This window comes from Pseudomonas sp. GW821-FHT09C09 (assembly GCF_059418105.1).
The window spans coordinates 684,577-697,721 of sequence record NZ_JBWKPF010000002.1 but is presented as its reverse complement, the minus strand read 5'-3'; the positions used below and the strand labels follow the sequence as shown (position 1 = coordinate 697,721).

Below are 13,145 nucleotides of genomic sequence, written 5' to 3'. Positions count from 1 at the left end.
GCCTCTGGGGCGGAACAGATCTCAGTGATTCAGCTCCGGCCGATCCCGAAATTGCTTCAGCGCTTCAGGATTGGCCAATGCATCAGTGTTTTTGACTGGCTCGCCATGCACCACATTGCGCACGGCCAGCTCCACCACTTTGCCACTGATGGTGCGCGGAATGTCTGTGGCCGCGACGATTTTCGCCGGTACATGGCGCGGTGTGGTGTTGGCGCGGATCACTTGGCGGATCTGCTGTTGCAGCGCGTCATCCAGCGTTACGCCATCCTTGAGGCGCACGAACAGCACCACGCGCACGTCGTCCTGCCATTGCTGGCCGATGGCGACGCTGTCCAGCACCTCGGGGATTTTTTCCACCTGACGGTAAATTTCCGCCGTACCGATACGCACGCCACCGGGGTTGAGCACGGCGTCGGAGCGCCCGTGAATCAGCATCCCGCCATGAGGCAACTGTTCGGCATAGTCACCCTGGGCCCAGACACCGGGGAACTGGTTGAAATAGGATTTGCGCAACTTCTCGCCATCGGGATCGTTCCAGAGCCCGATGGGCATGGCGGGGAACGGCCGGGTACACACCAATTCACCTTTTTCGCCGATCACCGGTTGCCCGGCGTCGTTCCACACTTCGACCGCCATGGCCAGGCTCTTGCCCATGATTTCGCCCCGGCGTACGGCCGACATCGGGTTGCCATTGACGAAGCAGGACACGATGTCGGTGCCGCCGGACATCGAGGACAGGCAGACGTCTGGTTTGAAATCACGGTAGACGAAGTCGTAACTCTGCGGCGATAGCGCAGAACCGGTGCAGAGCAGGGTTTTCAGGTGGCTCAAGTCATGGCTTTCACGGGGCTTGATGCCGCTGCTTTCCAGGGTCGCGAGGAATTTCGGACTGGTGCCGAACACGCTGACCTGCTCGTCATCGAGCAGCTCCAGCATTCGCTCGTTGTCCGGATAAAACGGTGAACCGTCGTACAGCACCACCGCGCTGCCGACCGCCAGCGCCGAGACCAGCCAGTTCCACATCATCCAGCCGCAAGTGGTGTAGTAGAACAACCGGTCGCCGGGGCCCAAATCCACATGCAAGCCGTGCTCCTTGACGTGTTGCAGCAACACGCCACCGGTGCTGTGAACGATGCACTTCGGCACGCCCGTGGTGCCGCTGGAATACAGCACGTACAGCGGATGATCGAAAGGCACGGGGACGAATTGCGGCTCATCACCCGGCTCATAGAAATCGTCCCACAACGTGACGTTGGCGGGTGTCCGGTAATCCGTGGCATGGGCGTGAGGGCGTGCGTAAGGCACGATGATCAACTGCTGCAAAGTCGGCAGCTGCTCGAGGATTTCGTTGATCTTGACGGTCTGGTCGATCTCCTTGCCGGCGTAGCGGTAACCGGCGCAGGTGATCAGCACTTTCGGCTCGATCTGGCCAAAACGGTCGATCACGCCGTGGGTGCCGAAGTCCGGCGAAGAGCACGACCAGATTGCGCCGAGACTGGTGGTCGCGAGCATCGCCACCAGGGTTTGCCAGGTGTTGGGCATGCAGGCGGCAACCCGGTCGCCGAGCACAACACCGGCCGCTTGCAGGCTGGCCTGGAACCCGGCGACATGCTGGGCCAGTTCGGCCCAGGTCAAGAGTTCGCGCTGACCGTTTTCCGCGATGGCAATCACAGCGACGGCATCGTCCCGTCGACTCAGCAGGTGTTCGGCGAAGTTCAACGTAGCGCCGGGAAACCATTCGGCACCGGGCATCTTCAGGCCTTCGCGCAGAACCGCGTCGGGCTGGGTGTGAAAACTGATACCGAAGAAATCCACGATCGCCTGCCAGAAGGCCTCACGATGGTCGATGGACCATTGGTGCAGGGCAGGGTAGTCATCGAGGTGCACAGGGTGACGCTGAATGATGAAGCGCCGAAAGCCGTCCATGCGGGACCGGGCAATGCGTTTGGCATCGGGCTGCCAGAGGATGTCGGACATGGTTTGCCTCTTATTGTTTGTCAGAAGGCTCCCACGACAGCGTGGGAGCGATCAGTTGCAAGCTTACTGCGCGAGCCACCCGCCATCGATATTCCACGCGGCGCCACGCACCTGACTGCCGGCCTCGCTGCACAGAAACAGCACCAGTTCACCCAGATGCGCCGGCGTGACGAACTCCAGCGACGGCTGTTTCTCGGCCAGCAGATCGTGCTGCGCCTGCTGCGGGTCGACACCTTTGGCCGCGCGATCGTCGATCTGCTTCTGCACCAGTGGTGTCAGCACCCAGCCCGGGCAAATAGCGTTGCAAGTAACGTTGCTGGCGGCGGTTTCCAGACCGACCACTTTGGTCAGGCCGATCACGCCATGCTTGGCCGCGACATAAGCGGCCTTGCCGGTGGATCCGACCAGGCCGTGCACCGAGGCGATGTTGACGATCCGGCCCCAGCCTTTGGCGCGCATACCCGGCAGGCTCAGGCGAGTGCTGTGAAACACCGACGACAGGTTGATGGCGATGATCGAATCCCAGCGCTCCACCGGAAACTCTTCAACCGCCGCGACATGCTGGATACCGGCGTTATTGACTAGAATGTCCACGCCGCCGAACTCGCGCTCGGCGTAGGCGATCATGTCGGCGATCTGCGCCGGGTCGCTGACGTCTGCCGGGTGATGGCCGACCTTGCCGCCGAACTGCTCGACTTCGGCGATCACCTTCGAGGCATCGCCAAAGCCGTTGAGGATCAGGTTGGCGCCGGCCTTGGCCAGCGTGAGCGCGATGCCCAGTCCTATGCCGCTGGTGGAGCCGGTGACCAGTGTGGTCTTGCCAGTAAGAGTCGTCATGAATACCTCACACAATGCCGGTGGCGTAGAAAGTGCCGATGACCACAAAAACCGCCAGGGTCTTGATCAGCGTAATACAGAAAATGTCCTTGTAGGCCTCACGGTGAGTCAGGCCGGTGACTGCCAGCAACGTGATCACTGCGCCGTTGTGCGGCAGGGTGTCCATGCCGCCGCTGGCCATCGCGGCCACCCGGTGCAGCACTTCCAGCGGAATGTTGGCGGCATGGGCGGCGCTGATGAATTGTTCGGACATTGCCGCCAGCGCGATGCTCATCCCGCCCGAGGCGGAGCCGGTGATACCGGCCAGCAAGGTTACGGTGATCGCTTCGTTGACCAAAGGATTGGGGATGCTCTTGAGCCAGTCGGCCAGCACCAGAAAACCCGGCAACGAAGCGATGACTGCACCGAAACCGTATTCCGACGCGGTATTCATCGCCGCCAGCAACGCGCCGCTGACGGCGCTTTTGCTGCCCTCGGCGAGCTTGCTTTTGATCGCTTTAAAACCAAATGCCAGCACCATCAGGATGCCCACCAGCAAAGCCGCTTGCACTGCCCAGATCGCCGTGAGCTTGGCGATTTCAGTGGTGACCGGCGCGGCCATGCCTGGCAGAGCGAGGCTGTGGGTCTTGCCGTACCACTGTGGAATCCATTGGGTGAACAGCAGGTTCATGATGCCCACCGCCAGCAACGGCGACAGGGCAATCCATGGGTTGGGCAGCTTCAGATCCTCGGCGGTTTCCGGTTCGTTGCGCAGTTCGGTGCCGTAGCCTTCACCGGCGCGTTGAGCCTTGTTGCGCTGGCGCTGCAGGAACAGCATGCCGGCGCAGAACACGAAAATCGTGCCGATCAGGCCCAACCAGGGTGCTGCCCATGCGGTGGTGTTGAAGAAGGTGCTGGGGATGATGTTCTGGATTTGTGGCGTGCCGGGCAGGGCGTCCATGGTGAAGGAGAACGCGCCGAGAGCGATGGTCGCCGGAATCAGGCGCTTGGGGATGTTGCTCTGGCGGAACATCTCTGCCGCGAACGGATACACCGCAAACACCACTACGAACAGCGACACGCCGCCGTAGGTGAGCAGGGCGCAGACCAGCACGATCACCAGCATTGCCTGACGGGTGCCGAGCAAGCGAATCGCTGCCGCGACAATCGAGCGCGAGAAACCCGACAGCTCGATCAGCTTGCCGAACACGGCGCCGAGCAGGAACACGGGAAAGTAGAGTTTGATGAAGCCGACCATCTTCTCCATGAACACCCCGGTGAAGGCAGGGGCGACGGCGGACGGATCGGTGAGCAGGACGGCGCCGAGGGCGGCGATCGGGGCAAAAAGGATAACGCTGTAGCCACGGTAGGCCGCGAGCATCAGCAGCGCGAGGGCTGCCAAGGCGATGATCACACTCATGGTGTGCTCCTTCGATTGTTATTTTTGTGGGTGGAACGGGTGCAGGAAGGGGCTTTAGCGAGAACTGTGCCAGATATCTAAGATATTGAAATATAAGGAAATAAATCTGAGTAATGCAGCGTGTGGACGAGGTTTGTCTCGTTTCAGAGATTTTTTGTGCCTGAGCGGGCGCCTTCGCGGGCAAGCCCGCTCCCACAGTTGAGCGCATACCTGTGGGAGCGGGCTTGCCCGCGATGTTTTTGATTCAGTCCATGTCCGGAGAATGGAGTCTCTTTATTGAGACTCCGCAATCCCCAGCGCAATCATTTTCTTGTACAGCGTCGAACGCCCAAGTCCCAATCTCTCAGCCGCTTCAATCACCTTGCCCTCGCATTGCGCGAGGGTTGATTGAATCAACTGCCGGTCAAAACGCTCCCGCGCCTGACTGAAGGTTTCATGGGTTACAGGCCCTGACAGGGGCGGCAGCGTGCGCTCAACGGGTGTAAACGTACCGATTGCAGAACGAATGTCGTTCGCCGTCAGCATCAAGTCATCACTGAGCAGCGCCGCACGCTCCAGCACGTTGCGCAACTCGCGAATGTTTCCCGGCCAGGCATGCTGCCCCAGCAATTCCAGAGCCTCGCGATTGAGTTCATGCTGACTGCGCAACTCTTCAAGAATCGCTTCACTGAGGGCCGGTAGATCATCCAGCCGTTCACGCAGCGGCGGCACCTGAATCGGCAGCACGTTGAGCCGGTAGTACAAATCCGCACGAAACTCGCCGCGCTTGATCGCTGCCTCCAGATCCGTCGAGGTGGCGGCAATCACCCGCACATCACTCTGGATCACGTCGTTGGAGCCGACCGGTTCGAACTCTTTCTCCTGAAGGACCCGCAGCAATTTGCTTTGCAGCGGCAACGGCATGTCGCCGATCTCATCGAGAAACAATGTCCCGCCCTGAGCGATCTGCAACTTGCCGGTGCGGCCCTTGCGGTCGGCCCCGGTGAAGGCACCGGGCGCAGTGCCGAAGAACTCCGCTTCGAGCAACGCTTCGGGAATCGCCGCGCTGTTGATGCTGACAAAGGCCTTGTGCGCCCGAGGCGAAGCGCCGTGGATCGCCTGCGCCAGCAACTCCTTGCCGCTGCCGGTTTCGCCCAGCAACAGAACCGGCGACTCGGCGCTGGCACTCCGGCGGGCACGGCGCTTGACCTCCAGGCTAGCGGCGCTGGTGCCGATGAAGTGGGCGAAGTTGTATTTGGTCTGGCGTGCGCGCAGCAGCGAACGGGTCGAGGCCAGTTCCTCCTGCATGCTCAGGTAGCGCTTGAGCATCGGCGACAGTGTGCGCAACTCATCGAACAGGGCGAAGCCGATGGCGCCGATCACCGATCCGGCATCGTCATGGATCGGCAGGCGCATCACCACCAGCGGTTCTTTCGGGGTGTCCTGCATGTCCAGCAGTATCGGCCGCCCGGTGCGCACCACTTCACGCAGCAGACTGCCCGGAATCACGCTTTCGCAGGGCTTGCCGATGGCCCCGGCCGCAGAGTGGAGCCCGAAGCGCCGCGCATAGCGCTCGTTCATCCAGACGATGTTCGCGTCGCGGTCGACAATCACCGTGCCTTCGCTGGATTGCTCGATGATCTCGAACAACGAACGGATCGCCAGGGTGCGAACCCGTTGGTAATCCTTGAGGCTTTCGGTGGTGTTCATGGCGGCGTCCATTGGCGGAAGTCAGGTGGCGCGATTATGCCTATCCCGGATGCGCCGCTGCCAACAGCTCTTTGGTATAGGGGTGCTGCGGCGAGTCGAACACGTCGTGACTGGCGCCGCGTTCGACCACTTTGCCGTCCTTGATCACGATCATGTCGTGGGCCAGTGCCCGCACCACCGCCAGGTCGTGGCTGATGAACAGATACGTCAGCCCGTGTTTTTCCTGAAGCTGGCGGAGCAGGGCGACCACCTGTTTCTGCACGGTACGATCCAGTGCCGACGTCGGCTCGTCGAGCAGGATCAGCGCCGGTTTGAGCACCAGCGCCCGGGCAATGGCGATGCGTTGGCGTTGGCCGCCGGAAAATTCGTGGGGGTAGCGATGACGGCTTTCGGGGTCGAGGCCGACTTCCTTGAGCACGCGGATCACCTGGTCGTCGCACTCGTCGGCGGTGGATTGGCAATGCACCTCCAATCCTTCACTGATGATTTGCGCCACCGACATGCGCGGGCTGAGGCTGCCAAATGGGTCTTGAAACACCACTTGCATCTGCCGGCGCCACGGTCGCAGCTGTTTCTGGTTGAGACCGTCGAGGGACACGCCCTGAAAGCGAATGCTTCCTTCGGAGTCGAGCAGACGCAGGATCGCCTGACCCAGCGTTGACTTGCCCGAACCGGACTCGCCGACGATACCCAGGGTCTTGCCGCGCTGGATGTTCAGGCTGATGCCGTCAACGGCGCCCAGGTATTGCTTGCGCTGGAACAACCCGCCACCGACTGCGAAATCGACCCGCAAGTCCTCGACTTCCAGCACGTTCTCCCGCTCGTCGCGGGGAAGTGCTTCACCCTCAGGCTCTGCATTAAGCAACACGCAGCTATACGGGTGTTTCGGCTCAGTGAACAAGGTCTCGCATGGTGCCTGCTCGACGATTTCCCCGGCCTTCATCACGCACACCCGTTGGGCGATGCTGCGCACCAGATTCAGGTCATGGCTGATCAGCAGCAGCGACATGCCAAGGCGCTGCTGCAGGGATTTGAGCAGCACCAGGATCTTGCGCTGCACGGTGACGTCGAGGGCCGTAGTCGGTTCGTCGGCGATCAACAGTTCCGGTTCGCACGCCAGGGCCATGGCGATCATGACCCGCTGGCGCTGGCCGCCGGACAATTGGTGAGGGTAAGCCTTGAGCCGTTCTTTCGGCTTCTGGATGCCCACCAGTTCAAGCAGTTCGAGAATGCGTTTCTGCGCTTCTTTACCACCCATGCCCCGATGCAGGAGCAGGGTCTCGCCGATCTGCTTTTCAATGGTGTGCAGCGGATTGAGCGAGGTCATCGGCTCCTGGAAGATCATGGCGATGCGGTTGCCCCGCAGGTCGCGCAAGGTCTTGGGATCGGCACCGACCAGCTCCTGGCCGCGATAGCGAATGCTGCCGGTGGTCCGGGCTTCGCTGTCCGGGAGCAGTTGCAGGATCGAGTGGGCCGTCACCGATTTGCCCGAGCCCGATTCGCCCACCAGCGCCAGGCACTCGCCAGGGCGGATGTCCAGGCACAGATTGCGCACCACGGCCTGGCCATGGAAGGCGACGCTGAGGTCACGGATTTCGATCAGGTTGTCAGTCATTTCAAGGATCCGTTCATGAGCGCGGGTCAAAGGCGTCGCGCAATGCTTCGCCAATGAATACCAGCAGGGACAGAATCAGCGCGAGGGTGAAGAACGCCGTCAAACCCAGCCACGGTGCTTGCAGGTTCTGCTTGCCCTGGCCGATCAACTCGCCCAGGGAAGCGCTGCCCGCCGGCATGCCGAAACCCAGGAAGTCCAGCGCCGTCAGGGTGGAAATCGCCCCGGTCAGAATGAACGGCAGGTAACTCAATGTGGCATTCATTGCGTTGGGGAGGATGTGCCGGAAGATCACCTTGCGGTCGGTCAGGCCCAGGGCACGCGCAGCCTTGACGTATTCCAGGTTGCGCCCGCGCAGGAACTCGGCCCGCACCACGTCCACCAGTGCCAGCCAGGAAAACAGCGCCATGATCCCCAGCAGCCACCAGAAGTTCGGCTCGACGAACCCCGAAAGAATGATCAGCAGGTACAGCACCGGCAGCCCCGACCAGACTTCGAGCAGACGCTGACCCATCAAGTCGACCCAGCCACCGTAGTAGCCTTGCAGGGCGCCGGCTGCAATGCCGATCAGGGCGCTGACGAAGGTCAGCATCAGGGCGAACAGGATCGATACCCGCGCACCGAAGATCACCCGGGCCAGCACGTCCCGCGCCTGATCGTCGGTTCCCAGCCAGTTGACCGACGTCGGTGGGCTTGGCGCCGGTTTGTTGAGGTCGTAGTTCGGTGTGTCGTCACTGAACGGGATCGGCGGAAACAGCAGCCAGCCACCGTCCTTGCGGATCAGGTTCTGCACGTAATCGCTGCGGTAATCGGCCTGAAACGGCAGTTGGCCGCCGAACTCCTGTTCGGTGTGGCGCTTGAATACCGGGAAGTACCACTGGCCCTGATAACTGACCACCAGCGGTTTGTCGTTGGCGATCAGCTCGCCACCGAGGCTGATCACGAACAGACCAATGAACAACCACAACGACCACCAGCCCCGGCGGTTTTTCTTGAAACGTTGGAAACGGCGACGGCCCAGAGGCGAGAGCTTGAACATCAGGCGTTCCTCGCGGCGAAGTCGATGCGCGGATCGACCAGCGTGTAGCACAGGTCGCCGATCAGTTTTATCAGGAGGCCGAACAGGGTGAAGATGAACAGCGAGCCGAACACTACCGGGTAGTCCCGGGAGACGGCTGCTTCGTAGCTCATGCGCCCGAGGCCGTCGAGGGAGAAGATCACCTCGATCAGCAGCGAGCCGGCGAAGAACACGCTGATGAAAGCCTGGGGAATGCCCGACACCACCAGCAACATCGCGTTGCGAAACACATGGCCATACAGCACCCGGCGTTCGCTCAGGCCTTTGGCGCGAGCGGTGACCACGTACTGACGGGTGATTTCATTGAGGAACGAGTTCTTGGTGAGGATGGTCAGGGTCGCAAAGCCACCGATCACCAATGCAGTGACCGGCAGAACAAGGTGCCAGAAATAGTCGGCAATCTTGCCCAGTGTCGACAGGGATTCGAAGTTGTCCGAGACCAGCCCGCGCACCGGGAACCAGTTCAGTGACGTGCCGCCAGCGAACACCACGATCAGAAACATCGCGAACAGGAACGCCGGCATCGCGTAACCGATGATGATCGCCGTGCTGCTCCAGATATCGAAATGACTGCCGTGGTTCACGGCTTTGCGGATGCCCAGCGGGATCGACACCAGATAGGTGATCAGCGTGGCCCAGAGCCCGAGGGAAATGGTCACCGGCATCTTTTGCAGGATCAGGTCGGTGACTGTGGCGCCGCGGAAGAAGCTCTTGCCGAAATCCAGCTGCGCATAGTTCTTGAGCATCAGCCACAGGCGTTCATGGGCCGGCTTGTCGAAACCGTACTGTTTTTCGATGTCCTTGATCAGTTGCGGGTCGAGACCTCGGCTGGCGCGGGAGGTGCTGCTCATGGTCTCGCTCGCGCCGCCACCGACACTGGCGCCGCCAATCCCTTGCAGATGGGCGATGGCCTGTTCCACCGGACCACCCGGCGCGGCCTGGATGATCACGAAGTTGACCAGCAGAATGATCACCAGCGTCGGGATGATCAGCAGCAGGCGCCGCAGTATGTAAGCCCACATCAGTGCGGCCCTCCGGGTCTGCCACGGCTGATTTTCTCGGCCGTCATCTGCTGGTTGGTCAGCGGCGTGCTGCTGATTTCCCACCAGCTTTCGATCGCTTCGTCATTGCTCGCCTGCACGGTGGGAATGCCGAAGCGGTTCCACCACACGGTCGAGGTGCCCGGCGGGTAATAGTTGGGAATCCAGTAGTAGTTCCATTGCAGCACCCGGTCCAGCGCGTGGGCGTAGTGCAGCATGTCGGCCTGGGTCGAGGCGCGGATCAGGCCGTTGATCAAGGTGTCGACCGCCGGGTTTTTCAACACCATGTAGTTGTTGGCGCCAGGATCGTTGGCCGACGCGGAACCGAAGTAGTTGAGCAGTTCGCCCCCGGGTGAGGTGGTGACCGGGTAACCGGTGACAATCATGTCGTAGTCGCGGCTCATCAGGCGATTGACGTATTGCGAAGAGTCGATGCGGCGGATGTCGAGGTTGATGCCGATCTGTTTCAGCGTGCGCTTGTAGGGCAGCAGCAGCCGGTCCATGCCGTTCTGGCTGACCAGGAAGGTGAAGCTCAGCGGCTCGCCCTGCGCGTTGACCAACTGGTCTCCGTCGGGTTTCCAGCCGGCCTGTTCCAGCAGTTCGAGCGCCTGAAGCTGCTTGTCGCGGATCAGCCCGCTGCCGTCGGTTTTCGGCGCCTCGAAGACCTGGGTGAATACCTCGTCGGGAATCTGCCCGCGCAACGGTTCAAGAACCTTCAGTTCGGCAGCGTCCGGCAGTTCACGGGCGGCGAGGGCGCTGTTGGAAAAGTAACTCTGCTGGCGGATGTACATGTTGCGCATCATCTGCCGGTTGCTCCATTCGAAATCCCAGAGCATGGCCAGGGCCTGGCGTACGCGGCGATCCTGAAACATCGGTTTTTGCAGGTTGAACACGAAGCCTTGCGCCGATTGCGGTGCTTCGGTTGCCAGGTGAGCCTTCTGCAGGCGCCCGTCGCTCAGGGCCGGGCTGTCGTAGCCGATCGAATAGCCGGTAGCGGAAAATTCGCGGTTGTAGTCGTAGGCGCCGCCGCGCAACACCTGGCGGGCGACATCGGTATCGCCGAAGTACTCGATGCTGAAGTGATCGAAATTGTAGAGCCCACGACTGACGGGCAAGTCCTTGCCCCACCAGTCGGGATTGCGCTCGAAGGTGATACTGCGTCCGGAATCGACCTTGCCGACCCGGTACGGACCGCTGCCCAGCGGTGGTTCATAGCCGCCACCGCCGGCGAAGTCGCGGGTCTTCCACCAGTGTTCGGGAAACACCGGCAGGGTCGCGATATCCAGTGGCAGAGTGCGGTTTTCATTGCTTTTGAAATCGAAGCGCACGGTCAGCGGCGCTTCCACCTCAACGCCTTTGACGTCGGCGAACTGGGTTCGATAGCGCAGGCTGCCCTGGGTCATCAGCAGGTCGTAGGTGTAGCGCACGTCTTCGGCGGTGATCGGCTTGCCGTCGGCGAAGCGTGCCTTGGGGTTGATGAAGAAGCGCAGGGACAGACCGTCCTCGGAACGCTCCATCTTTTGCGCCACCAGTCCGTAGACGGTGTAGGGCTCGTCCATCGAGCGCTGGGCCAGCGGGGAATACAGCAGGCCGTCGATCTGGGTGACGCCGATGCCTTTGTCGATGTAGGGCAGTACATGGTCGAAGTGACCGATCTCGATCGCCGAACGACGCATCGTTCCGCCCTTGGGCGCTTGCGGATTGGTGTAGTCGAAGTGACTGAAATTGGCCGGATACTTTGCCGGTTCGCCGTAAACGGTCAATGCATGCTGCGGTGCAGCACTCACACCGGCGGCGCCCATCAACAGAGCCACGGCAGTGAACATCAAAGAGGAGAAAGCCAGTCGCATTGTCAGCCTTAAAGCCGGGTGATCGATAAGCGCAATTTGTACGCGAGCCCGGCGCTGTTCGCCAGCCGCGTGGTGTAACCAAAACACAACGGCCCGCCATCTGGCGGGCCGTTACACAGCGGATCGGACGAAGGATCAGTCCTGGCGGCTGGTGACTTCCAGCAGGTGATAACCGAACTGAGTCTTGACCGGGCCTTGCACGACGTTGATCGGTGCGCTGAACACTACGGTATCGAATTCCTTGACCATCTGGCCCGGGCCGAACGAGCCCAGATCACCGCCCTGACGGCTGGACGGGCAGGTGGAGTTGGCTTTGGCGACTTCAGCGAAATCGGCACCGGCTTCGATCTGGGCCTTGAGTTCGTTGCACTTGTCTTCGCTGGAAACCAGGATGTGTCGGGCGGTGGCTTTGGCCATGGGGAAATCTCCAATCAAATCAGTAAAGGGTGGAGCCTACCGGATTCAGTGGCCGATTTCTCGGCAAAGTTCCGTTCGGTTGTCTGACGCAGGCTCTCAGAGGTTGGCGGCCTGCAAGCGCAAGGCGTGCTCGACGTACAACTGGGTCGAATCGACCGCTCCGGCGTGCGTGCCAGCGGTTCGGCCGAGGCTGCGCAGATGATCAACTGGATAGTCGGAACGGATCACGGTGCCCAGATGAGAGCTGTAGCGCCCGACGAAACCATCGTTTTGCAAGGGTTCGGTCATGAAGTATTGCGACAGGGCCCGGCAGAGGTCTTGCACCGGGTCGGGTTGTTGCAGGTTCATTGACGGCACGACACCACTCCAGGAGTAGTAGCGCACATCATTGACCTGGTCGGCGCCTTGCCCGCCCCAGCTCTGGGGCAGGCCTTGCGGGTACTTGTCATTGAAGTCGCCGACGCCTTCGGTCGTCAGGGCGTTCAATGCGGCCAATGCATGTTGCGGCAGCGCTGTGGTCCCGCTGAGCAGGCACAGAAAGTCGGAAAACAGTGTGGCCACGTTCTGCGCCACGATTTCCGGCAGCTTTCCGGGGATCAGTGCCTTGCGCAGGAAGTCCGCCAGTTCCGACCCGTGATTCGGCCCGCTGACCGATGTCACGGATGCAACCTTGTGTGGGGCAAGCGCTGCTGCATAGCGAGCCGCCAGTGCGCCCTGGCTATGGCCGATCAGGTTGACTTTGACCGCACCTGTGCCCTTGAGCACGGAGTCGATCTGGCAAAGCAGCTGACTGCCGCGTACTTCATTGTCGTGAATGGCTGACAAGTGAGGTACGAAAACTTGCGCGCCAATGGCCTTCAACGCCTGCCGGACGTCGTGGAACAGCTCAAATGGGCCGATACGCTCGAATCCGAACAAACCGTGCACCAAGAGGATGGGGTAAAGGGTGGTGGTGTCTTGTTGCATTTTTCATCCTTGATCGCAGAAGTTCATCGATAGTTGCCGGGTGCCACTCTAAATCAGTCTCGGAACTCTCGATGTATGAAGCGTCTCTCTCGGGGAGCGGAAACTGGGTCGGTGTGTGCAGGAAATATCCTCAAAGTTTGAAATCCGGATCGGAATATCTGGACATCTTTTGCCTCGTCCAATGGATTTGTTCCGTCATTGCCTACCTGCTGCGATGCGGTTGCGACCGGAACGCGGTGTGGATGGACGACATCATTTTTCTTGTCTGACTGATTGAATA

10 protein-coding genes are annotated in these 13,145 nt (G+C 60.9%); all 10 read right to left on the bottom strand.

Features of this window, described 5'->3' with window-relative positions:
* Positions 1-21 precede the first annotated feature (21 nt).
* Positions 22-1,977, bottom strand: coding sequence for an acetoacetate--CoA ligase (locus AC07NR_RS08180; protein ID WP_495078303.1), 1,956 nt, complete (start codon positions 1,975-1,977; stop codon positions 22-24).
* A gap of 63 nt (positions 1,978-2,040) precedes the next feature.
* Complete coding sequence (gene hbdH, locus AC07NR_RS08175) at positions 2,041-2,814, bottom strand: 3-hydroxybutyrate dehydrogenase (RefSeq protein WP_495078302.1); 774 nt, start codon at positions 2,812-2,814, stop codon at positions 2,041-2,043.
* 7 nt (positions 2,815-2,821) lie between these two features.
* On the bottom strand, positions 2,822-4,213 hold the full coding sequence (locus tag AC07NR_RS08170) for a GntP family permease (protein WP_248740600.1): 1,392 nt from the start codon (positions 4,211-4,213) through the stop codon (positions 2,822-2,824).
* Positions 4,214-4,486: 273 nt separating this feature from the next.
* A complete protein-coding gene (locus AC07NR_RS08165) occupies positions 4,487-5,902 on the bottom strand; it encodes a sigma-54 interaction domain-containing protein (protein WP_495078301.1) in 1,416 nt (471 codons plus the stop codon).
* Positions 5,903-5,942: 40 nt separating this feature from the next.
* Positions 5,943-7,517: an ABC transporter ATP-binding protein gene (locus tag AC07NR_RS08160; RefSeq protein WP_495078300.1), complete on the bottom strand. Its 1,575-nt coding sequence runs from the start codon at positions 7,515-7,517 to the stop codon at positions 5,943-5,945.
* 13 nt (positions 7,518-7,530) lie between these two features.
* Complete coding sequence (locus AC07NR_RS08155) at positions 7,531-8,553, bottom strand: ABC transporter permease (protein ID WP_495078299.1); 1,023 nt, start codon at positions 8,551-8,553, stop codon at positions 7,531-7,533.
* Entirely contained in the window at positions 8,553-9,614 is a 1,062-nt protein-coding gene (locus AC07NR_RS08150; protein ID WP_495078298.1) for a microcin C ABC transporter permease YejB, read from the bottom strand. The genes AC07NR_RS08155 and AC07NR_RS08150 overlap by 1 nt, the downstream gene beginning before the upstream one ends.
* Complete coding sequence (locus tag AC07NR_RS08145) at positions 9,614-11,482, bottom strand: extracellular solute-binding protein (protein WP_495078297.1); 1,869 nt, start codon at positions 11,480-11,482, stop codon at positions 9,614-9,616. The genes AC07NR_RS08150 and AC07NR_RS08145 overlap by 1 nt, the downstream gene beginning before the upstream one ends.
* A 135-nt stretch (positions 11,483-11,617) precedes the next feature.
* Positions 11,618-11,899 (bottom strand): peptidylprolyl isomerase, encoded by a 282-nt coding sequence (locus AC07NR_RS08140; protein WP_041478733.1) that lies wholly within the window; start codon positions 11,897-11,899, stop codon positions 11,618-11,620.
* 96 nt (positions 11,900-11,995) lie between these two features.
* The gene (locus AC07NR_RS08135) at positions 11,996-12,865 is read right to left on the bottom strand and encodes an esterase/lipase family protein (protein ID WP_495078296.1); all 870 of its coding nucleotides are present in this window, start codon (positions 12,863-12,865) and stop codon (positions 11,996-11,998) included.
* Positions 12,866-13,145 lie beyond the last annotated feature (280 nt).

Bases quoted from the DNA above. Each gene is read 5' to 3' on its own strand.
- AC07NR_RS08180 (WP_495078303.1), bottom strand. From the start codon at position 1,977: ATGTCCGACATCCTCTGGCAGCCCGATGCCAAACGCATTGCCCGGTCC.
- hbdH (WP_495078302.1), bottom strand. From the start codon at position 2,814: ATGACGACTCTTACTGGCAAGACCACACTGGTCACCGGCTCCACCAGC.
- AC07NR_RS08170 (WP_248740600.1), bottom strand. From the start codon at position 4,213: ATGAGTGTGATCATCGCCTTGGCAGCCCTCGCGCTGCTGATGCTCGCG.
- AC07NR_RS08165 (WP_495078301.1), bottom strand. From the start codon at position 5,902: ATGAACACCACCGAAAGCCTCAAGGATTACCAACGGGTTCGCACCCTG.
- AC07NR_RS08160 (WP_495078300.1), bottom strand. From the start codon at position 7,517: ATGACTGACAACCTGATCGAAATCCGTGACCTCAGCGTCGCCTTCCAT.
- AC07NR_RS08155 (WP_495078299.1), bottom strand. From the start codon at position 8,553: ATGTTCAAGCTCTCGCCTCTGGGCCGTCGCCGTTTCCAACGTTTCAAG.
- AC07NR_RS08150 (WP_495078298.1), bottom strand. From the start codon at position 9,614: ATGTGGGCTTACATACTGCGGCGCCTGCTGCTGATCATCCCGACGCTG.
- AC07NR_RS08145 (WP_495078297.1), bottom strand. From the start codon at position 11,482: ATGCGACTGGCTTTCTCCTCTTTGATGTTCACTGCCGTGGCTCTGTTG.
- AC07NR_RS08140 (WP_041478733.1), bottom strand. From the start codon at position 11,899: ATGGCCAAAGCCACCGCCCGACACATCCTGGTTTCCAGCGAAGACAAG.
- AC07NR_RS08135 (WP_495078296.1), bottom strand. From the start codon at position 12,865: ATGCAACAAGACACCACCACCCTTTACCCCATCCTCTTGGTGCACGGT.